The 25,130-nt window shown below is 36.5% G+C and carries 15 protein-coding genes and 1 pseudogene; 2 read left to right on the top strand and 14 right to left on the bottom strand.

Going from position 1 to position 25,130, the window contains the following annotated elements; translation table 11 throughout:
• The 7 genes and pseudogenes from RMR19_RS21510 to RMR19_RS21480 all read right to left on the bottom strand — a co-directional run.
• Positions 1–526, bottom strand: a 526-nt coding sequence (locus RMR19_RS21510) for a leucine-rich repeat domain-containing protein (protein ID WP_310605564.1), incomplete at its 3' end; no start/stop codon positions are given.
• Positions 527–539: 13 nt separating this feature from the next.
• On the bottom strand, positions 540–1,529 hold the full coding sequence (locus RMR19_RS21505) for a leucine-rich repeat domain-containing protein (RefSeq protein ID WP_310605563.1): 990 nt from the start codon (positions 1,527–1,529) through the stop codon (positions 540–542).
• Positions 1,519–3,090 (bottom strand): annotated as a pseudogene (locus RMR19_RS21500) (S8 family serine peptidase); the annotation flags it as partial. The gene RMR19_RS21505 and the pseudogene RMR19_RS21500, both read right to left, overlap by 11 nt.
• Positions 3,091–3,156: 66 nt before the next feature.
• Positions 3,157–4,299, bottom strand: coding sequence for a cellulose binding domain-containing protein (locus RMR19_RS21495; RefSeq protein WP_310605562.1), 1,143 nt, complete (start codon positions 4,297–4,299; stop codon positions 3,157–3,159).
• A 416-nt stretch (positions 4,300–4,715) separates the two neighbouring features.
• Positions 4,716–11,294, bottom strand: a complete 6,579-nt coding sequence (locus tag RMR19_RS21490; RefSeq protein ID WP_310605561.1) for a discoidin domain-containing protein — start codon at positions 11,292–11,294, stop codon at positions 4,716–4,718.
• Positions 11,295–11,518: 224 nt separating this feature from the next.
• Positions 11,519–12,910 (bottom strand): DEAD/DEAH box helicase, encoded by a 1,392-nt coding sequence (locus RMR19_RS21485; RefSeq protein ID WP_310605560.1) that lies wholly within the window; start codon positions 12,908–12,910, stop codon positions 11,519–11,521.
• Positions 12,911–13,077: 167 nt separating this feature from the next.
• Entirely contained in the window at positions 13,078–14,286 is a 1,209-nt protein-coding gene (locus RMR19_RS21480; protein WP_310605559.1) for an AraC family transcriptional regulator, read from the bottom strand.
• Between the two features lie 111 nt (positions 14,287–14,397).
• Between RMR19_RS21480 and RMR19_RS21475 the strand changes: the two genes are divergently transcribed.
• On the top strand, positions 14,398–15,537 hold the full coding sequence (locus tag RMR19_RS21475; RefSeq protein WP_310605558.1) for an alpha/beta hydrolase: 1,140 nt from the start codon (positions 14,398–14,400) through the stop codon (positions 15,535–15,537).
• 183 nt (positions 15,538–15,720) lie between these two features.
• A complete protein-coding gene (locus RMR19_RS21470) occupies positions 15,721–17,571 on the top strand; it encodes a glycoside hydrolase family 3 protein (protein ID WP_310605557.1) in 1,851 nt (616 codons plus the stop codon).
• A gap of 421 nt (positions 17,572–17,992) precedes the next feature.
• On the opposite strand, the gene RMR19_RS21465 is transcribed toward RMR19_RS21470, so the two are convergent.
• The 7 genes from RMR19_RS21465 to RMR19_RS21435 all read right to left on the bottom strand — a co-directional run bounded on the left by RMR19_RS21465 (position 17,993) and on the right by RMR19_RS21435 (position 24,806).
• Positions 17,993–18,973, bottom strand: coding sequence for a hypothetical protein (locus tag RMR19_RS21465; protein WP_310605556.1), 981 nt, complete (start codon positions 18,971–18,973; stop codon positions 17,993–17,995).
• Positions 18,974–19,000: 27 nt separating this feature from the next.
• Positions 19,001–19,597, bottom strand: coding sequence for a hypothetical protein (locus RMR19_RS21460; protein ID WP_310605555.1), 597 nt, complete (start codon positions 19,595–19,597; stop codon positions 19,001–19,003).
• Entirely contained in the window at positions 19,590–20,876 is a 1,287-nt protein-coding gene (locus RMR19_RS21455; RefSeq protein WP_310605554.1) for an AAA family ATPase, read from the bottom strand. The genes RMR19_RS21460 and RMR19_RS21455 overlap by 8 nt, the downstream gene beginning before the upstream one ends.
• Positions 20,877–21,184: 308 nt before the next feature.
• Positions 21,185–22,147 (bottom strand): sulfite reductase subunit C, encoded by a 963-nt coding sequence (gene asrC / locus RMR19_RS21450; RefSeq protein ID WP_310605553.1) that lies wholly within the window; start codon positions 22,145–22,147, stop codon positions 21,185–21,187.
• A gap of 12 nt (positions 22,148–22,159) precedes the next feature.
• Positions 22,160–22,954 (bottom strand): anaerobic sulfite reductase subunit AsrB, encoded by a 795-nt coding sequence (gene asrB, locus RMR19_RS21445; RefSeq protein ID WP_310605552.1) that lies wholly within the window; start codon positions 22,952–22,954, stop codon positions 22,160–22,162.
• On the bottom strand, positions 22,947–23,975 hold the full coding sequence (gene asrA, locus RMR19_RS21440) for an anaerobic sulfite reductase subunit AsrA (RefSeq protein ID WP_310605551.1): 1,029 nt from the start codon (positions 23,973–23,975) through the stop codon (positions 22,947–22,949). Before asrA ends, asrB begins: the two co-directional genes overlap by 8 nt.
• A gap of 126 nt (positions 23,976–24,101) precedes the next feature.
• Positions 24,102–24,806: a Crp/Fnr family transcriptional regulator gene (locus tag RMR19_RS21435; RefSeq protein WP_310605550.1), complete on the bottom strand. Its 705-nt coding sequence runs from the start codon at positions 24,804–24,806 to the stop codon at positions 24,102–24,104.
• Positions 24,807–25,130 lie beyond the last annotated feature (324 nt).

The following is a 25,130-nucleotide window of genomic DNA, read 5'->3' as shown; positions in this document are numbered from 1 at the left end:
AATTTCTACAACCATCAAATGCAAAATCACCGATTTTAGTAATATTCTTTGACATCTGTATCTGTTCTAAATTCATACACGAATCAAATACACAATCTCCAATATAAGTCACTGAATCTGGCAACTCAACGGTCTTTAATTTAGTAAAAAGAGAAAACTCGCCTCCTGGTAATCCTGAGATACCTTCTTTTATTACTAGATGTTCAACCTCTTCATCCCAACAAAACCATTCTGGCTCACTGCTATGCCCATCCATTAAATTCTCTTCTAAATCTTTTGTCCCTTTAAATGTTAATGTTTTTGTCTTTTTATCATATGTCCACGTATTTCCATTTGTATCAACACCTTTTGTTGGCTTTGCCTTTGCTGAAATGCTATGCTCTATTAGCAAAAAGGATAATGCCATAAGCACCATACACAACATCATAATTTTCGCTAACTTTATTCTACTAACTTTCACATTTTCATCTCCAATGTACTCCATAAATGAGTATTCAGAATTATCTTCTAATTTCTGAACACTCATTCATGATTTCTTACTAAGATATCGATTTAATCTTCACTTTCTTACTTAGACCATTCTTCTGAAACAGGGCTTTGTATTCTTTTAGCTTACATTGGGGTACTTGGATTACTACATTGTCATTCACACCTTTGAATGCGTCTTTATAGCAACTTTCTATCTTCTTTGATTTTATCACTATTGATTTTAAATCTTTGCATCCTGTAAATAATCCTCCACTCCAGTCTCCTTTTTTTATATACTTTACATTCTTAGGTATCACAATTTTCTTGATTCCCGATTCTTTAAATGCGCTTGCATATATAGTTGTGACTGAATCTGGTATTGTTACCGTTACTAAACTTTCACAAGCAAAGAATAAATGTCCGCTTATTACCTTGAGATTTTTAGGTAGCTTTACTTTTTTTAATTTACTGCACTCTCCAAATGCATCCTCTCCGATTTCTTTTACACTATCTGGTATAACGATTTCGGTTAAACTATTACATGCATAAAATGCCTCACACCCTATTGATGATACGTTCTTTGGTATTTGGATTTTGCCTAATTGTTCGCACCCTAAGAAAGCATAGTCTCCGATTTTGATAATGTTCTTAGAAAACTGTATTTCTCTTAATTCCAAACAATCTTGAAATACACAATCCCCAATATATGTTACCGTATCTGGCAATATAACTGTCCTTAATTCAGAAAAAAGAAAAAAGTCACCGTCTGCTATTCCCGTAATACCTTCTTTTATCACTAGATGCTTTGCCTCTTCTCTCCAACAAAGCCACTCTGGTCCTTTGCTGTGACCATCCATCAAATTCACTTCTAAGTCTTTTGATCCTTTAAATGTTAATGTTTTTGTCTCCTTGTCATATGTCCATGCGTTTCCGTTGGTATCTACCCCTTTTGTTGGTTTTGTTTTTGCTGAAATATCATGCCCTACTAGTAATAAAATTATAGCTATTGCCACCATATAGAATCCCTTTAATTTTATTGTACTTTTTTTTCTAATTTGCATTTTCCTCCTCCTGCTTGATCCATGTATTTATTAGTGTCTCTATTTCACTTGCATCTACTTGCTTTGCTTTCTTATCCAATGCAGAATTTTCCTCAGCCCCTATATATGCTCGAAAATTAATTATTCCATATGAATTTACAATGTATTTTTTTTTCAACAACTCAATCCTTTTTTGAAATTCTTCATCTGTCTCGCCCTTTTTCTTAGATATATCTGTATATGTCCACGCATCGCTATAATCTTTGTTTTTATAATAGGATACTTTTTCAAAAACATTTTTACTGCCTTTCTTATGCTTATTAATTACTGTATTAATAATGTCATTGCAAACATTTTTTGCACTTATCTCATATCTCATTGGTATGCAATCTACCATATCGGCGAAATTCTTACTTGGATCATAATTACCTTTTGCATCTTTTGGCCCATGAGTAAGACGTTTCCATTCTTCCACCAAATCTTTCATTTCCTTTTTTAATAGACCTGTCCTTTCTTTCTTCGTTCCTTTTACTGCATAAGTACTATGTGCAAATATATCTGCTACTGTATGTAGTGACATCCCATAGATAAAATTAGCTTTGTCAACTTTCTTAGTATAGTTGTTTTTTTTAAATCCTGCCTCAGCCGACTTTTTTAAATTCGCAGCAAAATTTATATCTACTTTCCCTTCCTTTGCTGTTAACAGCCAAACATCATGTTTTTCAGTATCCTTATCTCCATACAGATATACATTAGCCGCTACTTTCGTCATAAAGATATAGGCATCTATATAATTCACTTCATACTTTTTGCCTTTTTCTGATGTATTTTCAAAATATCCATGAAATGCTGGATTTGATGTCATTCCTTCCACTTTTGATTCTTTTGTATCAGACCATACTGCTCCCTTTTTTACCGCAAGTAATGTATTTTTCGCAGTAGCCTCATGCTGTTTCCCAGACCAATACCCTTTCACCCCTTCTTCCACTGTACAAATAATATCTACATCATTACTTTCTATCATAGCATTTTCTAAATTATAATCAACATTTTCCAACACCGTTTTTTTATCTGAGTAGTACTTTTCAAATTCTTCATATTTTTGAATTGCGCACTCACAATCAAGCATTCCATATCCAAACTTTTCTTTACTACCCAAATTGTTTGCTGATATATCTATCAACTGACGAATAAATTCATTTGATTTCGATAAGTCCTGTTGCCATAGAATTGCAGCTAACGCGGTAACTTGTGGGGCTGCCATACTAGAACCAGAGTAGCAATCAAGTATGCCAAATGGTCCATAAGAAGTTACGTCTTGTCCTGGTGCAACTATCTCTAGTTCTTCTCCTGTTGCGCTTGCAGCTGCTTGTTCACCTGTACATTTAACAGAACCTACTGCCATTACTTCTTTGTATTTCGCAGGATACTGAATCGTCTTATCGTTTCCTGCTGCCGCTATAATTAAAATTCCTTTGCTATATGCCTTTTTAATAGCATCACGCAACTGCTTATCATCTTTACTGATACCACAATTGATATTTATGATGTTCACATTCTTCTCAATTGCCCATTCTATTGCGGCAACTAATCGACTTACTGTCGTTTAAATATTATCGTCTAAAACTCTCGCAGAATATATATTAATTTATGGATTGACACCATGAATCTTTTCAATCATTAACTTATTCAAGTTCTTATCATCAAATTGAAAGTTATCTGTCTCTACGCTTGAATCTGATGCCATTAACCCAGCTACTGCTGTTCCGTGACCAGATAAATCATTAAAGAGTGGATTTGTCTCTGTGTATTCCTCTACGAAATTTTCTCGATCTACAATGTTGATATTCGAAGAATAATCCACACCAGAATCTATAAGTCCAATATTTATTGTATAGGCATTCTTTTTGCTCGCTTCAACAACAATCGGCGAATCTGCACGAACCATTGTACGGTTCCACTCTTTATCAAATTCAACATAACATTTGCCCTTTTTACTTTGCGTTACTACGATATTTTCTATACTTCCCGGTGCTCCACCATTCTCAAAACTAGCTTGCATTCCTATTGTTACACTGGAATCTGGCGCAATTGTAGAATTGTAGCCACAGTTTTTCGTATAGTATGTATTGCCCTCATGGGATTCAATCTTTGCTCCCCAAATATTATCAATCGTACAATTAAAATCAAACTTTAATGCCCAATTTTCTATATCTTCATCTGAATTATTATATAACGTTATATTCATAATACAGCCATTATTCCACTGGCTTTGAGTAGTATATGTCACTTCATATTCACTATCGTCAAGCTCTGCTGTCTCTCCCAAAAGCTTGTATGACTTAGGAATATCAATTGTCTTATTAAATGATGCTTGGAATCCAAAAGAAACGGATTGATTTGGCGCAATATTTTGGTTATATCCAGCATTCTTAATATTATAGATTCTAGCGGAACGATACGAAACCTTTGCGTTCCATATGTTACTATATTCATCATAAGAGTCATAGGACAATTCCCAGTTCTCTATCGTTTTATCTCCTGTGTTAGTTAATACTACATTTGCAGTATATTGATTATCCCATTGTGAATCTATCGTGTATTTAACCGTAAATCCGTCCCCATAAAACATCGTTTCCTTTTCATACGTTACCTTTCCTTGCGCTTTGTTCGCATTTCCTTGTAATCCACCCAAACTACTTACAATGAATATGATAGCAACTAATAATCTTGCTATACATTTTGTCACATTGCTCACATTCTTTCTTTTGCTTAATTCCAATCTTTCCATGCTGTTCCTCCCTTGTTTTTCCCTATATTGTATCGTATTCATTACTTATCTGTAGTATTTTGTAATAAATACACTAATTATTATACCATATATGTTAAAAAAGTCCATATCTGATACCATTTTTTACTAATATATTTATTTATCTTTATTCTTCTTCAGCTTCTTTATACTTTATTGAAAATGAATAATACTTTTTTAATACGTCATTGTAAAAACTCTACTAATCGATAACAGCTCAGAAGATAATAATGGAAACTCTTTTCCTTAAATGAAAGTTACAGAAAATACAAGGATAACTGAACCGAGAAGTATGTTCACGTCCAACAAAAAGAGTTCCTCCTTTGCTGAACGTTGTCTGATAACCCCATTTCAACAAAGTTGGAACTCATTTTTATAATTTTGGTTTATTTAACTTGCTACTTCACTGTAATCTTAAAACTTACCGTTTTTGAAGTGCCATTATATAATTTTACTGTTGCCTTTATTGTAACTTTTCCTTTCTTTTTGGCTGTTACTTTACCTGCTTTGCTCACTGTTGCAATTGTTTTATCTGATGTTGTATATGTTATTGTTACCGCACCGATATTATCTGCTAATGTTTTGTCTTTTAAGCTTGATACTACTTGTAGACATGCTGGTAGCGTATTTGTAATATTCGTTGTTTTTCCTTTTGCTATGGAAGTCTTTTTCGCTTTCAATGTTATTTGGTTTTTAAGAGATGTAATATTCTTACTGTCTGCTTTTTTAGAAAGAACAACGTATTTACCATTATCTAGTGCTGTGAATGTTACTTGTCCATCAACAGTAATGTAAGATGAATAACCACCAACAATTGTTTCAAGTTTTCCTGTCTTTTCATTAACTCGATAGATATAGACTTTGCTTCCTTTTGTTACATCAGATACAGCATTCATAGATATTGTAATCTTTCTAGGGATGATTTGTCCCTCTCCATCGCCTACTTGAATATAACGTCCACTTACTTCTTTTGTTCCAAATAGTTTTTCAATTGCTTTATCTACAATTTTTGCTTCTGCGATATTCATTACATCTGTAGTTAATATCGCATCTTCATATTCACTTTGAACATTCTTTACGTCTGTTGCTTTGTAATTCCAGATTACGATTTCACCAGAAGGGCTTGTTAACTTAATCGTCAAATCCTTACCTGCTTGGGCAATCGCTTTTAAGACTTCTTTCGCTAATACAACTTTAACATCTTCCACTTTTTCAACTATGTTGATTTGAATTGTTGTAGTTGTCTTATCCGCTAACACGTCTTGTAAGCCATCTGTTGTGATTTTGATTTCACCTGCTTCTGTTACTATCTTAGTAATTCCCTTTTCCTTAGAATCGGTATTACTTGCACTACCACCACCGTCTGTTGGTACAGATGGCACTACAGAATCGCTTGGATTACTTGGAGTAACCGGTTTCACTGGGTCTACTGGATCTGTTGGGTCTGTTGGATCTGTTGGGTCTGTTGGATCTGTTGGATCTGTTGGGTCTGTTGGGTCTGTTGGATCTGTTGGATCCGTTGGGTCTGTTGGATCTGTTGGATCCGTTGGGTCTGTTGGGTCTGTTGGATCTGTTGGATCTGTTGGATCCGTTGGGTCTGTTGGGTCTGTTGGGTCTGTTGGGTCTGTTGGGTCTGTTGGTGGTATTACCACATCAGTAACTGAACCAAAGATAACCAATTCAGATATATTTCCATACCAGTTATTTGCATTGAATAGTTTAATATAACGGTATGCTGTTTGTGATGCTTCTGCTGTTACATTTACTTTTTGATATCCTAATTCACCTACTGCATAGCCAGTTAATTCTTTCCATGTTGAGCCATCATTCGAACCAAGAAGATGAACACCGCCAAGACGTGTGCAATATCTGTCATTTCTTGCTCCCATTACAACATCTGATAATGTACAGCCTTTTCCTGCACCAAAATCAAAGATTACATAACTTCCCCATGTACCACTTGTTGGTCGAAACTCTGGCCATGTAGTAATGTCATCATCAAACATAGATAGAATATCTGTCTCTGTAGCATTACTTCCTGATTCACCGTTTGATTTTGAGTTTGCAAGTTGCGATAAGTCGATTCTATTTGTTGCAACGGTTAATTCTGAAACAGCCTTTTCAATCAAGGCAATTTGTTCACTGATTGTATCAAGACCAGAACTTGCACTGTCTGCAACTGCTTTTGCTGATTTCGCAGCATTATATAGATTCATGAAACTATCTGCTGTATACTCATATACACTGTATACACTTGTACTGTTAATCAAATCAGTTAATTGTGTATATGCTTGTTGTAATTCCTCTGTCATTGTAATCGTACCATAGATACGTAACTCAGATGCATTACCAAACCAGTCTTTTGCTGTATTAACTAATTTGATATAGCGATATTCTGTAGTTGCCTCTTCTCTTAATTCCATTGTTTGCCAATCATCTGTTGCTTTTGTAGCTACTGCAATCTCTGTCCAGTTTTCACCATCATTCGAACCTTGCAATACAGTCCATTGAATACGATTATTACCAAATCCAATTCTAGCCGCAATCATAGCATTATCTAACGTAATACAACGACCTTCTCCAAAATCAAAGATAGCATAGCCACCTTTTCCATTCGTTGTCTCATGTCTGATATCACTGAATGTATCACGATCTCCATCAAAGAGCGCTTTAATATTACATTCCTCAACTGTTTTTAACGAAACTGAAATTGTAGTAACATTCATAATATCAATTTCATTATCTACCGTTGCAAGTGCGGCATAGGCATCTTCTATTGCTTTTAACGCTGCATTTAATTCCTCTTTTGTTGCTTCTGTAGCAAGTATATCTTTCGCAGAAGCACATGCAGCCTTTAATGTTTCATAACTACTTACTTCATAGCCATACGCTTTCGTTGTATTGTACTCTGCTATAAGCGCACTCAATGCCTTCTTTTCTTCATAAAGGTTTTCAGCAGTATGTTCTACATACTCACCGCACAGACGGATTTCTGTCATATTACCAAACCATTGTTTCGCATTATAGATTCTAATATAACGATATGCTTTATCTACATTAACGCTTAGTTCCTGCCATTCATATGTACTTGTTGCCGCAGATGTAAGATCTGTCCATGCATACGTATCATTTGAACCTTGCACTACAAGCCCTGCTGTTCTATCATAATATCTGCTCAATACCGCTAATACATATACTTTTGATAATTTCACACCATAGCCTTCACCAAGATCAAATTGTAGATAACCACCCCAGCCAGAGTTTGCCACCGTGTCATCTGTATAACGAATATCCGTACCTGTTGCTAATCCATCTACTAAATATCCGTATTGTGTTACCGCATGTTTATCATCACGTGTACTATCGGTAATCGTTGCAATGGATGCCATATCCAATACTTGCATTTCACCAATGTCCGTTGTTCCTTTACCTTCTTCAAAGTCATATGGAATTGCACCATTTACAGTAATATAGCAATCCATTGATTTTAGGTTTTCAATTGCCTTAACTAATGCATTAAATGCGTCTAATGCACTCTTTCCATCCGCTCCAGAAGCTCCATACTTATCTTTCACTACCAATGCATTGGCATACGCCATATCATAAGCTTCTTTTGTTGCTGTTGAATATGTAGTACTTGCATCATAACCGCTGCTTAATTCGGCTAACAAAGTATCCACATTATCATATACATTAACGTTACGAACTAATTTCACTAGGTTTTCACCATCGGATAAAATAAACTGACAAGGATAAGAACCTGCATCATTAGGAGTCCAAGAAACGGTAGTTCCTACTGTTGTTGCACCAGTTAGACCGATAACCTGTACGGAATGCACATCACCTGCATCCACATCATTTACACCAATGCTTAGCTTATAATTCATACCTTTTAATAGATAATCTGTCTCAACACCATTGCCATCAACCGATTTTACTAGCTCTGGAGTTGTTGTATATCCAGTAATTGTTGGTGCTTTGTTTGTAGGCGTTGCTTTATATACATCAATATCGATATCTGCACCTTCTACGGTCATATAGCGATTATATGTCATAGATATTCCGGTATTCTCTAGGTCTACCATTACATATTTCCATTCATTATTTGTTGAAGGTAATTGGACAGATAGATATGGACTGAAATCCTCACTTCCACCATTACTAAAATTCTCTCTGAATTTTAATACAGATTCCGCTTGGCTTCGATAGCGAATGGACAACACTTTGGAAGTCATATCACAACCATAGTATATTGCTGTAGTTCCCGCTGCTTGGTGTAGATACTTACCACCTGATGCAGATACATCTTCTCCTACAAATATTTTATCAGACGTAATTGCATCTCCATTACTGTCTACGTTACGAATATTGGTATAGTTTTCTGCTTCTAAATCTGCAATTGCACTTTCTGCTTTGTATTGATATGCAGCAAAAGATGAAATTTCTGCACTGCTTGAACCTTCATATACAAACAGGATATCTTGCTTTCCAGTTATCGCTGTCTTTGTTAAATTCTTCGGTACTAAATAGTCTGTAACAGCAGTATTATTCGTATTACGAAGGTCATAACTTGCTATTTTTGTTCCTTTTGTAAATCCATTAACTCCAGCAGTTCCTTCATAAACAGAAATCGTTCCTTCCGCTGTTGTACTATATGTCAATTTCAATCCACTAATTCCACAATCCGTATCCATCTCATCATAGTAGAATCCCTGTCCATTATTAAGAACAAGCGCATCTCCTGTTCCCTTTGCAACTGCACCGTTATAATATGCTGTCGCACCTACAGGTTGATTATCTATGTATGCATAAGAATTTGCAAAACAGAACCAGAACATATTGGCACATAATTTATATACATTATCGGATTTTGTCTTTACATGAATAGCAAAGCTATGTGTTCCCGATAAACTTTCATTTAACTCAGCAACTACGGTTCCCATTGTTGCCCACCAGCCAGTTCCGCCACTCCAGAAATCTCCTATTACTTTACCTGATTTCACTTGTGCTTCTGTAATATTGCTCCAATCTGGTATTGCAACGTTATCAAGAAGAATCAATTGAATTTCACATCCTCTTGTTGAATTCGAAGCCGATGTTAAGATGAATTTATCTACTGCTTCCGTACCAACATTAAAATCTTTGAAGCAATAGTAAGCACCTTCATAATCACCACTTGTAATCATCGTATCTCCGAAGGTATCTACATAGTCGGATTCTACGCCTGTTGCTCCACCTTTTCCTTGGCAATTGATTACACTTGTTCGATCAAATCCCTCTACATTCGCATCATAGGAATTTCCTAGATACGCTGCAGGTGCTCCTTTTGGTGTTTGCCCTTCTGCAAGTTTTGCAGGTGCAATTAACAACTCACATGTGTTAATAAAATCTTGGATTGCATATGTTTTTCTTCCATTTGCATTATACATTTCAGCAATATATTGGAATTCCGAATCCGATTCCGCATAGTTTTTCGTTTCTACATTGCCTAATGTATTCTCATTATAATATGTATAGTGGTAATATGCTGTACCACAAGCATTGGTTCTTCCTCTATTTGCCCAGCTTACATAAGGATATACCGCACTTGTTCCCTTCACCCAGCCTTCACCTGCTAGTTTCTGCTCGTTAGTCAAACCATATCCGATGTTACTATAATCAAAACGTACAGGATACCAAGTTACTTCATAGCCAAGATTATATTCTGCAAAATAATTAATACCTGCAACTAATCTATTATCTAACCAGTTATAAAAATCTGTGACTTTTCCTTCTGCTTTCACATGAGCTTCAACTAATGTTTCTTGAGCCACACCATTTCCATCAAGAGAAACACGATACAACGTGTTACCCTCTTCATCTTTCGGATATACGCGCTCATAATCATCATAATAATAGTTATATGTACCATTACCATTGGACTCAATATCTGTGATAACATCGCCATCCTCAGTAATTAATGTTCCTTGCGTATAGAGAATCTGTGCTGCTGTGGTTAGTAACTCAACATCACAACCTGCATGTGGTTGGTCACGTCCCATCTCTGCAAGTTGAACTTGCCAATCCTTTTCCTCTAAAACATGATATGTTCCATCTGCATCCCAGTATCCTGTCATTAAAGGCGTTTGATTTGTTAAGGAACAATCTGCCCATGGCCACGCTGCATATGGATTTGTTGTAAATCGAAGTACCGCTTCACGATACATAGCAGCATCATTTTGAAAAACCGCACTTGCTAACATGGCAACATTGGCAAATCCTGTCTGGTTCATAAACTTATCTGTACGGTCACATACACCGATTGCACAGTCAAGGAAGTTTGTGAACCCTTCTGTATCTGCTGCTGTCCAGCCAGATTGTACTGAAGCAGCTCTAAGAATTTCTGCTGCAAAACAGAACTTTGTAATAGCCATACCTGCTGTAATTACTTCACCACTCCAACCATACCAACCCTTACCATCATTTTTCCAAACTTCTGGGTCTGATGCTGAAGTATACCAAGTACGAATACATTTTAGTGCATTGTCACGGTAGTCATTATCCCCTGTAATATACCATAACATAGTTTGTGCATAAGCTGCATCTGCATCATATCTTGCAGGGTCACCTGATGTACCAAAACATTGAACTCCTCCATTGTTCTTCAAACGATAGCTTTTACTTGCTCTCGTCTCTGCACGTAATTGTTCAAATGCACTAACCCATGGATCATAGCCCGCCGCTACCATGGATTGCATCGTATTCAAATCATCAAGACTTGCAAAGATGCCTGGATGTTTAAATGTAATACCATCCACAGTTGTCTCTGTACCAACTAATGTTGGTTTCAATTTCGCATCATCAAGCCAATAAATCGCACTTGAATGAGCTGCTGCTTGTACATGCGTTGGGCTAATATTACTATTCGTAATTATCATTGCTACGATTAGTAATGATGAAATCACCCGTACCCATATTTTTCTTCTTTTTTTCATCATAAAATACCCCTTTCAATTTTTCTCTCATTTCCCTGCTAAACATGTCACGATTCCATTGGATTTATAAGTCTTGGGAGAATCTCCAACTCTGTTATCATTATAGACTTAGCATTTTCGTCAATATAGAGAAAAATTCTTAGATATAGGGTATTTTTATTATATAGTTTTACTTAAATTAATTTTGATTTATTTTAGTTATTAGTTGTATTTTACATTTCAAAAAACTATCTGCTTTTATTATACTTTCTTATTTCTTTCAACGTACCATCTGACGTCATTCGAAACTTTTTCTTTGTGTCTGATTTTCCTTGTCTCGAATCCGTATTCTTCAAATTTTTCTTTGATGATACCTTTGATTTGCTTGAAACCGTTTTGTGTCCCCCTTTTGACTTCCAGTCTTTTTTCTTTGGACTTTCGATTTGTGATTTCACCGATGTATCTCTTTTAGGCTGGGTAGCCTTTACCGCTGGGAAGTTGTCCTCTAATGGGTATGGGTGTTCCTTTACTTCTATTAACTTTCTTTCAATTAAACGCTCTATCTCTACAAGTTGCTCCTTCTCGTCAAAATCACAGAAAGAAATTGCTACACCCTCATGTCCTGCCCTACCTGTTCGCCCAATCCGATGCACATACGTCTCTGGTGTATTCGGCAAGTCAAAATTAATCACATAAGATAATTCATTGATATCGATTCCTCTTGCTGCAATATCTGTTGCAATCAATACTCGTAACGTTTTATCCTTGAACTCATTCAGTGCTCTCTGACGTGCTCCTTGCGATTTATCCCCATGGATAGCCTGTGCTTTCACCTTATGCTTTACTAATTGCTTGGCAATACGATCAGCTCCATGCTTCGTACGTGCAAATACCAATACTGATGTTATACTTTTATCTTTTAAAATGTGAAAAAGTAGATCTCGCTTATTCTTTTTATCCACATAATACAAATACTGCTCAATAATATCCACGGCTGAAGATACTGGAGTGACTTCAACCTTTTGAGGATTTTTCAAAATGCTATTCGCAAGCTTTGCGATATTCGGAGGCATTGTCGCTGAGAAAAGTAATGTCTGCTTTGCTAACGGCGTTTTTTTAATGATTTTCTTAACATCATTTATAAAACCCATATCAAGCATACGGTCAGCTTCATCCATTACCAATATCTTAATATGTTCTATATTCACAACCCCTTCATCCATTAGAGCCAATAGGCGTCCTGGTGTTGCCACTAGAATATCCACATGCTGCATTAAATCCTGCTCCTGCTGTTTTTGAGATACTCCCCCAAACACCACACAGCATTTTAAATTTGTGAATTGACCATACGTATTAAAATTATCATAAATTTGCAACGCCAGCTCTCTGGTTGGTGTTACAATTAGTGCTCTTATATTTCCCTTCGTCTTATGCGATACCTTTTCTTCATTGAGCTGTTGAATGATTGGTATTGCAAACGCTGCTGTTTTCCCTGTTCCTGTCTGCGCACAACCAAGTAAATCTCTACCGCTTAATATAATAGGTATCGCCTCTTTTTGTATTGGTGTTGGGTGTTCATAACCCTCTTTTTCTAAAGCCTCTATAATACTTGGTATGATATTCATTTCTTCAAATTGCATAATTATACCCATGCATATCACAAGCTTGCTTGTGGTACTGCCTATATAAATAAGTGCGAAAGGTGGCTTTGGCTGCATGGTCTCTCCTTATATTTTTTCTTTTGCACTTTTCTCCTTCTCCTCTATATGGTTAGATTTTATCTGATTGGTAATTCTGTCTTCGCAGTCTATATTGCGTTCTCACGTTTATATTCCAAAGGTGTCTGCCCTACCTGCTTCTTAAATATATTCTGAAAATGGCTTTGTGAAGAGAAGCCAAGATGTATTGCAATATCCACAATACTCTTGTCAGTAAATTGTAGCAGTCTTCTTGCCTCCACTATCTTCTGATCTGTTATAAATTGTGAAATGGTCTTACCCGTTCGTTCATGAAACATCGTGCTAAGATAGGAACGAGAAATACCAAGTTCCTTCGCCATATCACTTACTTGAATTCGACTATATAGATTTTTCTTCACGTAATAATAACATGCTTCAAATATCTTGAAGTTTTGTACTTCTCCATAGTTTATCGTTCTTACACGCTCCACCATATCCGTTGCCATTTCCTTCATCAACATCATAATAACATTAGGATCACGAAGAATCTCACATTTCTGAATATATAAATCCGATAGTTTAAACGCGGATTGTGGATCAAGCCCACCATCTATTGCAGCTCTCGACATTGTTGTTGCTGAACAGATAAACATATTCTTGTACTGCCTTAATCGATCACTCGCCATTTTCCCTGCTTCTACCTTAGGAAGTGCTTCAAACAACTCTATCAAGTTATCCACCTGCCCCGTGCTTATATATAGATTTAATAAACGTTCAAAACGGTAGCTTGTCAACGCTATCTCAGACTGTTCTGTATCATCATAACTCTTTAAAATCTCACGTGTATGTTCCTTATCAATCTCATTCCCTGCTTTTCCGTATTTTGTATCAATATGAACTCGTTCCACATCAAATGTTCGCCCACTAATAGCTGTAATAAAAAAAGATAAAAGCCATGCAATATGCTGCGCTGTAATTTCTGGTGAGCAACATAATGTTTGTAAGTATTCTAAGCGTTGATCAACTGGAATATCTAGTAGAAAAAATAAATACTCAAAATCCTTCTCATCCTCTTCGTAGGCAACCGTTGGTCCTATTACGATTGTCTCACCTGTGGACAAATTGATGTACCCATAATGCTGAAACAATGTTGTCGTAATAACACCTGCATCATGTGAGCTTGCCAGAATAATGTTCTGTATAGCTATCGCTGGATCTGGGTATAAATGTACAGGAGAATAGTAGTATTCTGCTTTTCCATTTCGATACATTCTAATGCCAAGTCCTGATACCTTGGAAAAGCTTTTAAGTAGATACTCCATATCTTTTTTTGACATTTAATCACTCCTCTTCTAACAATTATATAATCAACAAAACATTCATGCAATACAAAAGGTCAGATTTGCTGTATTTTTAATTTATAACAAAACATTTTTGGAGGTGTTGCTATGGGAAGAAAATATGATTCAAAAACAGTGGAGTCACTTAAAGCAAATGCAGAGCAAATAGATTATAAAGGTCTGCCTGTTCTACTAAAGCCAATCCCTGAAGGTGGCGAGGATGGTGACATGGATCCAAGAGTATATAAATCCATGAAAATGTTACCTCTAATGTCTAAATTTATGCGCAAGCCAAAAAAAGAGCAAACTGTTTTAGAATCTATTTTGCCTATGCGTAAGATGTTTAACAAATATAGTGGGGATTACATTGTAACTACCGGTGTAGATACCATTCATGTAAATGTACCAAGTGCAGACGGTTACAAAGTGCCTGTCCGTATCTATCGACGTTCTATCGCAGGAGATAACCTTCCTGTATTCGTATACTATCATGGAGGTGGGTTCTTTGGCGGTCATCCTGATATCGTTGAGCAGATGTGCAAATTTATTGTACAGAATTATGATTGCTTAGCATTCAGCATTGACTACAGACTTTGCCCCGAAAATCACTATCCACAACCTTTAGACGATTGTTTCTATGCAACTGTATGGGCAAGGGATCATGCCGCTGAATATGGTGGAGACAACACACGTATGGTAGTTTCGGGTGATTCCGCTGGTGGTAATCTTGCAGCAGCCGTTACCTTGCGAGATCGCGAGGAGAAAACTGGCATGGTAAAAGCAAGAGTTCTCTTCTATCCTGCTGTAAATGTTTCTGGAAATCATACAGAATTCTATAAGGGTGTTGATTTCGCAAAATACCATCGAAGTAAAAAACATGGCAAGGTGCTTGATTCCATACTTAAGCTGATGATGGGTGACCCTACAGATAACAGTGGTGGTCAAATGAAAATGCTGAATGACGTTTATCTACAAGGGCATCTTAATCCTGAGCATATCTATGCTTCTCCTTTACTGGATGACCAACATGATGTTCCTCCTACTCTTCTGATTTTTGGTGAGCATGATTTTCTTGTATTCGAAGATTTCGCCTATGCTCGTACTCTTCAAGCCGCTGGAAGAGAGGTTAAGACCATTCTCTATCGTGGTATGGGACACGGATTCGCTGATCAGGTGGGTGTTAGTCCTCAAGCGGAGGATAGCTTACTGGAAACTGTTACGTTTATGAAGGAATTGTTTAATAACTAATAATAGAACTACGTTCTACAAAATGCAACTAAAGCAAGCCCTAGGGCGTGTTTGAAAAATGCTTTTACTGGGCTGTGCACTCCACTTAGTGGGGTGGAAGTTCAAAAATCAGGAGGCGTAGCGGGCTACGTTGACTGATTTTTGAGCTTTCAGACCGCTGAGTGGAGGGTGCAGAACAGTGAAATGAATTTTCAGACACGCCCTAGGGCTATTGTAGAAAAATTTTATTTTGCACCACTCCCATGGGTATTAAAGAAAGGTCTGATAAGCATGTCTATTAATTTAAAAGCAAATCCATTCTTCTTGGATGACGAAGCTTGTACTTGGGTAAGCGAAACCCTAGCAAGTATGACAATAAATGAGAAAATAGGGCAACTCTTCTGCCCCCTTGGAGCAACTGATGATGAGAGTTACCTCAAAATGCTGACACAAGAAATCGGAGTTGGTGGCATTATGTACCGACCAGCTCATGCTGAAAATGTTCTAAAGACTCATGGAACATTGCAGAATAACTCAAAAATTCCAATGCTTTTAGCCGCAAACCTAGAAGCAGGTGGGAATGGTGCTGCCTTAGAAGGTTCGAATTTTGCTAAACCTATGGGTGTTGCTGCAACGGATGATGACGAGATGGGTTACTGGTTAGGAAGAGTTGCCTGTAGAGAAGGTGCTGCCCTCGGTCTAAACTGGGCGTTTGCTCCTATTGTAGACATTGACACGAACTTCCGCAATCCAATTACGAATTTACGTACATTTGGTAGCGACCACATGCGTGTTATTCGTATGGCAAAAGGTTACCTTCGCGCTGCCGATGAAGCTGGACTTGCTGTATCGATTAAACATTTCCCAGGTGATGGGGTGGACGAACGTGACCAACATCTGTTGACTAGTGTTAACTCTCTTTCTTGTGAAGAATGGGATGCAACCTACGGCGAGGTTTATCAAACACTTATTAATGATGGTGCTAAAACTGTCATGGTTGGTCATATTGCACAGCCAGCTTACCAAAAAGCATTGGCTGAGAACCCTTCTATGTACGATAAAAAAACTGTACCTGCTACCCTTTCAAAAGAAATTATGGTAGGGCTACTTCGAGAAAAATTAGGCTTTAACGGCTTAATTGTTACCGATGCAACAACGATGCTTGGCTACCTCGTTGCTGGTGAACGTTCTAAACTTGTGCCGCTTTCCATTGCACGTGGCGCAGATATGTTCCTCTTTAACAAAAATCTGGAGGAAGACTATCAAGCTATGTTCACAGGATATGAAGAAGGCATTCTGACAGAGGAACGTGTAGATGAAGCCGTAACTCGTATTCTAGCTACGAAGGCTTCCTTAGGACTTCATACAAAGCAAAAAGAAGGTACTTTAGTTCCTCCTGCAGAAGCATTAAACATCTTACATTGCAAGGAACATACAGACAAAGCAGTCGAATGTGCAGATAAAGCTGTTACCCTTGTAAAAGACACACAAAGTTTACTTCCACTCTCTCCTACTAAAACAAAACGTGTTTATCTGAATGTCTTGGAAACGAATCAAGATCTTGATACACCGCTTAAAAAAGCGTGGATGGAAAAGTTAGAAGCGGAAGGCTTTGAAGTGCATTTAAGAAACCGAGATACAAATGTGGACATCATGTCTGCTTTTATGGGAACAGGCGATGATCCTCAGGCAATGGCATTAATGCAAGAAATCTTTGAAAAAGTGGAAGACTTTAAGAATCGCTATGACTTAGCTATCTATGTATCCAATTATGAAACAGCCAGCAACAATGTTGTGATTCGTTTGCAATGGCAAGGACTTATGGGTATGGGCAACGATGCTCCTTGGTTTGTCGGTGAAATTCCTACTATGTTCATCAGCCATGCCAATCCATATCATTTGCTTGATGTACCTATGATTAAGACGCTTGTCAATGCGTATACTTACACACCTGAGGTTGTTGATGCTGTAGTTGAGAAGATTATGGGAAGAAGTGAATTCAAAGGGGTTTCTCCTGTGGATGTTAGTTGTGGACGGGAGGATACGTTGTATTGATTTTTTTGAAAGCAATTGGGGTACTTGTGTAAGGTATATTTTTGATGCAAAACTTGGGTATGTATTGAGCTTCTTCGCTACTGCCGTATAATACGAAACACGCTACACACCTAAGAACTTCTAAGTGTGTACGGACAGTTATTAAAATTTTACAGAAACGTCTTCGATTCGGCATCCTGCCTCAGCTCAGACTGGCTCGGCGTCCATGCCTCGCCTTCCTAGGTTGTATCTGTACACACTAAGAAGTTCTAACGGTGTTTCGCTATCGTTTCTTAATTATACGGCAGTAGCAAAGAAGCGGGATAGATATTGAAGTTTTGCATTTCTACTTTGTTGACACAAGTACTGATTAGTTTCTGAATGAATAAATTTCTTTCAAAATCTTAAAATCTATATATATAAACTATCTGCATACCAAGTATCAATTAGTATGCAGATAGTTTTTGGATGTTATGAGTTTATTCTGTCCATTTTCTTTACACCAGTATCTTTGTATTAAATTCTCAACATCTTGTTTATCAATAAAAATAACAGAGCCTCCTAATCTTTTAGGTATTTTACTAATAATTTTTTGTTTTGCATTCGATGTGAATTTTCCACTAATCACAATTACTATAGATGATATATAACAGTTTGAATTACAGTTCAAATCCATAAATGGCATCTCAAAACCATCATTAATCTGATAAATAATTTCATCAATCTTAGATTTTACCCCTCCATCTATATCACCTACTTTAACTTGAATTCCATAATATCTAATGGTTCCAAAAGGTGTTTGCTCAGACACTATATAATCCTTACCAAATTCCCCTACTCCATGATTAAATTTAACTGACAAAAAATTCATTCTTTTAAGTAATGGCGTGATTACTTCCTTGCAAAATAATTTCTCATTCAAATAATATTCCTGTTTCCATTCAAAAGCCCCCAAATTAATTTCAGCTTGTCTAATAATTTCATTATAATTTTCTACAAACTCATTCATAATAGAAATACTATTGTTGCAATATTTATATTTCTTCTTAAAATCTATGTATGGATCATATTCATCATCAGCAGAATCTACAATTTCTATTTCCTCCATGTATATTAATATATTTCTTACTTCCTGCAAAATTTTATTTGAATTATATTTACTATGTATAAGATCCATTGTATCTATCCCTGATTTTATTATTAAAACATCAAGTACTCTTTCTACCTCTAAATAAAAACTTCTCTTTATATTAACAGTTAACGTAAAGTAAAAATCACATTGTTCATTTAACAAATACTCAACATCCTCTGGCTCACAATATATACTTATAGTATTCTCATCTTGATCAGTACATTCCCACTGTTTTTTTCCTCTTACATATTCATTTAATACCCCACTGTTACTCTTTATTAGTTCTAACATACACCTCTCCAATCCCCATTTTCCATATTATTTACTCTTATCTACACCAAGTGCTTCATACAATGGGTTCAGTTGATCCTTCACAGCAACTGCAATCTTATCAATATCCAAACGCTCTATCATACCATTGCTCTGTATTCCCTTGTAATAAACCTTATTAGCTTGCTTGTACAGACGTTGAAGCTTATCGCAGCCATTCTTTCCAGATATCGGGGTATTCTTACTCAATCTCAGAAATCCTAAAATTCCATCTATATCATATAAAAACCAGTCTTCAATTGACCTCTTTGCTTCAACATGTATAATTTTTGAAGCTCCATTATTCATAAGTTCTTTCTTCACTTCATCCCACTTAATCGGTGGCTTAGCAGCGAAATCAAATACATCTGTATCACTGCATAACACAATTGTATATACACAGTCTTTTTCATACTTAGGCTTGATTTCCTTTACAAATTTCCTAAGGGCAATACTTTTGAATCCACCTACACCTCTAACATTTCTATATTCAATATTTGTATCAAATCTTTTCTTAGGATGTAGCTTTCTAGCATTTGCAACTACTTGCTTGTAAAATTCAACCTCTGTATCACCCTCAACAAACAAAACAAGACATTTATTCATCCACATCACACTCCAGATAATCACTAATATTACTCTCTGAATCAGCTAACATTGAAAACAGATAGTCACCCATACTTATATTAAATCCAGCAGCATCACTCTCTAATTGTTTCTGACCTGACTTCTTAAAAGCAAAGAACTCTGCCACACCAGACGTTCTATTCACACCCACATGTATCCATGCTGGTTCCAGATAGCTGATAATGTATGGTGAGTGACTGGTAATAATAACCTTACAATCATCTAACAACTGGCTAATAATCTGTATATATGCTTGAAACAATCCAGGATGAACAGAGTTTTCAGGCTCTTCTATCGCAACTAATGAGATATTGCTAACACTAGATACAATAATCTTTGTCAATATCATAAATACTCTCTTTGCTCCATCTGACATCATTGAAAAGTTAACTGGATTCGCCAAGTTTTTATCTTTAACAAATAATACATATATGGAATTTGTAAAGATAAATGGTGCATCATCAGGGAACTGATCACTTTCTGTTGCATTGATTTTAAAATTCTTTACAATAACATCCTCAATGTCAGGGAACAACTGAAAATATACATCTTTCAGCAATTCAAATTTATCTGGATTCTGTTTCTTCAAATTGAAAATAATACGAGGAAGATTGTCTGCATTAATCATCTCATTTTCAAAACCTTTACGGATGATTGGGTCTGGCTGATAGAAATCCTTTACATCTAGATTATTTTCCATGTATATTTTCATTCCATTCAGCTTCTTAATAATTTCAGCATAGTAAAGCTCATCATATGCTCTAAGCTTATTTACAACAAGTTCCGAAGGCTCAACTTTAATTTTTGATGAACATCTACCAGTTTCCGAACTCTTATACAAAGCAGACTCTTGCGTTCTGCTAATAAGCTGTGTATATTTCTGTCCTTTTTCATCCAGTTTCATTTTCAAATACTCCTGAACAATCTCTGGCTCATCCTCTTCATCACACTTCCATGAGAACTCATACCCATACTGTACTCTATATTCCTGTCCCGCCTCTTCTGTTAATACCTCTACCTCAAACTTATAATTTCTACCCTGCATACTCTTGGTAATCGGTATAAGATTGGAATTAGCCATCTTCTCCATCTTATCGTCAATCGGTGCTTTTATAAAAGCCAATCCAAAATCAATACCAGAAAGCACATTGGACTTACCAAAATTATTAAGTGCTACCAATGCTGTAATATTATCAAAAGTTATTTTTACATTCGATAAATTCTTAAAACCATCTATTAATACGGCCTGTATCTTCATAGTGACACACCCTTTCTTCTTATCATACTCACACTATATCACCACTTTCAACCAAACGCAATAATATTTTGCGTATTATATAGATAGTTTATTCTTTTCTGTTGTTTATTATTCATTTCTGTTAAATATCATTTCATTTTAAATACTTCAAGTAATTTCACAAAAAAAATCTCTTTTCCCCTTCCTCTGCTTACAATTCACTGTATACATACCTCTTGTTATAAAATCAGATTTACATCCGCTTTCTCAAAAAAATCCCACTATCTACATTTCTGCAAATAGTGGGATGAAAAACCTTTTCATCTTCTTTAATATTTTATTCCTCCCCAATAAACCGGAGTCCTCACTTCCGCAATATCCGGAAGTACCACATCTTTTAATGCCCACTTCTTAAACTCTTCAAATCCAGTACGGTCAACAATATATCCAATGTGTTCTTTTCCTGCTGGCGCATTCTTATCAATATATTCCTTTACATACGCATAGGTATTCTGAACAATCTTGATGATACTCTCTTCATCAATCCATTTAATCCAGTCCTCTCCCATTCTCGGATTCTTTTTCCCATTTCTTCCCATAATGGTCAACTTATAATATTTCTTTTCACTTCTCGTCCACGCCATATTGGGGCAAACTAGAACGCATTCTCCACAACCAATGCATTTTTCTTCATCACGTTTCGGTCTATAATTTATCATCTTTAATACACCAACTGATTTTTTCTTACATGTCTTTGCACATGCCTCACAGCTGACACAACGATTCGCATCAAACTGTGGTACTGTCATTCCAATAATTCCAAAATCGTGCATACGAACCTTACCGCAGTCATTCGAACATCCAGTAAAAGCGATTTTAAAATGCAAGTCATTTGGAAATATCGCTTTTTCCATCTTTCTTGCAAAATCAGTAGTATCATAGCAACCATAAGGACAGATGGAATTCCCTACACATGCCATGATGTTTCTTGTTCCAGAAGATGTATATCCATTTCCGTCTTCCTCTTGATTGATTCCCAACCCTTCAATGATTGGCTGCAACAACTGATTTACTTCTGGCATCTTTTCAAAAGGAATCCCTGGAATCTCAAATCCCTGACGAACGGTAAGATGCACGGTTCCATTACCATACGTATCAGCAATATTTTGAATATCCGTTAGATATTTTGCATCCATTCTTCCGCCCGGAACACGAATACGAGAAGCAGTAAGACCCCGTTCCTTTGTCACTCGAAACGCATTTTTCTTTAATTTCTTTGTATTAATATCCATTCTGCTCCCCTCCTAATCCAGTAAATTCTTGCCTTCTGTATAATTAAATACAGGGCCGTCGAGACATACATATTTATTTCCAATTTTACAATGACCGCATTTCCCTAACCCACAACACATCTTTCTCTCCTGCGAAATCCAGATGTTTTCTTCTTTTAACCCAAGATCTAATAACGCTTGTACAGAAAAACGCATCATTGCAGGTGGTCCAACGACAACGGCAACAGCCGATGTGACATCCTCGAACACTAAATTCGGGATATATTTTGTTACAAGACCAATTTTATGCTCTGGTGTTTCTTCTCCACTATCCAATGTAAGAATCACATTCATCTTATTTTTCCAACGAGCAAAGTCTTTGCGAAATAAAATATCTTTTTCCGACTTAAATCCTGTAATGATGGTCATATTCTTACGTTCTTCCATATGATCTGCGAAATAAGAAATGACTCCACGCACTGGAGATACTCCAGTTCCACCAGCTACGATAACAACCTCTTTCTCTTTATATAAATCTACATCAAAACCATTCCCATACGGTCCTCTAAGAAATATCTTATCTCCAACATACTGCTCGAATATTTCATTCGTTACTTTCCCAACTCTTCGAATTGTGAGGTCAACCAAGCCATCTGAAATACCACTGACAGAAATCGGTGCTTCTCCATATTTCGGAATCGACACTTCAAAGAATTGACCGGGGCGAACATCTCCTTCATAAGTCATTCGAAATGTATATTCAATGTCGGTATGTTTGACTACTTCTACTATTTCTGAAAGAAATGGAACATATTCATTCTTATTCATCTTTCGCCACCTCCTGCATTCCTGTTTCTAATTTATTAATACAGTTAGAAAACGAGATATACTCTGGGCAGATATCATCACAGCGTCCACAGCCTACGCACATATGATAACCATTGCGTTCTTTGTAATCCAATACTTTATGTAATACCTTAAAACGCATTCTATCACCGTTTTTCTGGCGGTAACTTCCACCTCCAGCAACATCTGTGTATCCGTCTACCATGCAAGAAGCCCAGACACGTCTTCTTTCTCCAACTTTTCCATTTTCCGAATAGTAGAAATCCTGCATAGTAAAACAGATACAGGTAGGACAGACAAAATTGCAACGTCCGCAATTGATGCAACGACTGTCATATTCTCTCCACATACTGCTGTTATTAATTCTGTTATCAAGATTTTCAGGGATATGAACAGGGGTGGTTGTTTCTGTTACATGTTCTGGGACGATATCCATTTCAGATAAAATCACAGACAAATCTAACGTTTTTAGCTGTTCTGCAAATTCTTCTGACTTGCAATCCATCTGATATGTACCGTTAACTTCATCAATGCTAAGGTCATAATTTTCCGAAATATTCGTTCCCATATCTACGCAAAAGCACGAATCGTAAGCATGTTTGCATCCCATCAATACGATTTTCAACTTATCTCGTAATCTCTTGTAATAGTAATCTTCTGGGCCATTCTTTAAGTACATATCATCTAAACGCTTTAGTGCATGAAGGTCACAGCTTCTAAGAAACACAATTGCTCCCTTTCGCTCTTCACTCGCTTCGCTGATAGAATCTTCTGTAAAATAAAATAATGTCTGTGTGATTGGAGTCAAAACCTCCTTAAAAGAGTACTCTGATTTCTGATTCAGCACAATTTCATCCATTGTCTGGATTTCACCGTAGCGGATGCAGTCTGTATCAGAGAACCTGCCACCACCTTTGTATCTCTTTGGTGCATAGATGATATATTTTTCTTTCCATGTATTGATCAGTTCGTTCATTTCATTTTTACCTAATACGTATCCCATAAGCTCCTCCATATCGAATATTTTTTTCGTGGTTTGTGTGCATAAATATAACTTGAAGGACGAGGTCCTGAATAGTTATTTATTTAACATGATACTGCAAAAATAAAATTTCGTCCGTGACCATTCTCACGAATCTATATCAAAAATGCTTCTTAATTTCTTCATACTTGTGATTTCAAATCGATTTCTTTGATAGGCAACCACACCTAAATCCGATAACTTCTTGATTACTCTTGAAACCGTTTCTCTCTTTGAACCAACCATATCTGCCAGAAAAGAAATCGTCATGTCAAAATCAATTCTGATACGTTCTTCCTCATCATTCGCATCTTCTTGATGGATTCCATAATCTCTTGCCAATTTCCATAATTTCGATGCAATCTGCCTCTCTAAATGCAACGCATTGGACGCATTGGCGAATTGTCTATACATACGTCGTATTTTTATTGCCATTGATTCCATAACTGCTCTCGTCAATTCAAAATCATTTTGCATCATTTCAAACATCTGCTTCCTCGAATAGGAAAGAATCTCAACCTCATCTAAAGCCATGCAACTAGCAGACGCAATCTCTTCCTGCAAAATCACTTCATTTAACATCATTCCTACACCTTGTATATAAATGATTCTCCGTTCCAGTTTTTTATTTGTTCGATAAATTGCTGTATGACCACTTACGAGAAAATATATCCGATCTACTTCCTGTCGCTCCATAAAAATTAATTCTTTGGCTTTATATTTGCGAAGGAGTCCGTAGGATACAAGTTTTGTCATTGTTGGTGGATTTGCTTGTTTAAGAATATTACATTGGTTAATTGCGTTTCGAATCATTATGATTCCCTCCATTCCTCTAATATCCAATATACATCTGCATACAAAAAAAGCAAGCCAAAATATTTTCAGCTTGCCTTCTGTATACTTAATTATAAAAAAATGTAACTATATTATATTCCATCATAATCGAATAAAAATTATCCCACTTAAAGTTTATGTGATATCTTTCTTCATGCGCAATGCTTCCGCACGAGTCGCTTCAGCAAGACTTAAATCAGGAGCTTTTTGCCATGCACACATTATAGAACGCGAGGCGTTAATAATCGCACCCATTCCATTTTTGTCAAACGCATTCGTAACGCTGGCACCGTCTCCACCTTG

Source organism: Anaerosporobacter sp. (genome assembly GCF_031551385.1).
Lineage (GTDB): Bacteria > Bacillota > Clostridia > Lachnospirales > Lachnospiraceae > Anaerosporobacter.
The sequence above is the reverse complement of the archived record's forward strand: the minus strand, read 5'-3'. Positions and strand labels throughout refer to the sequence as shown.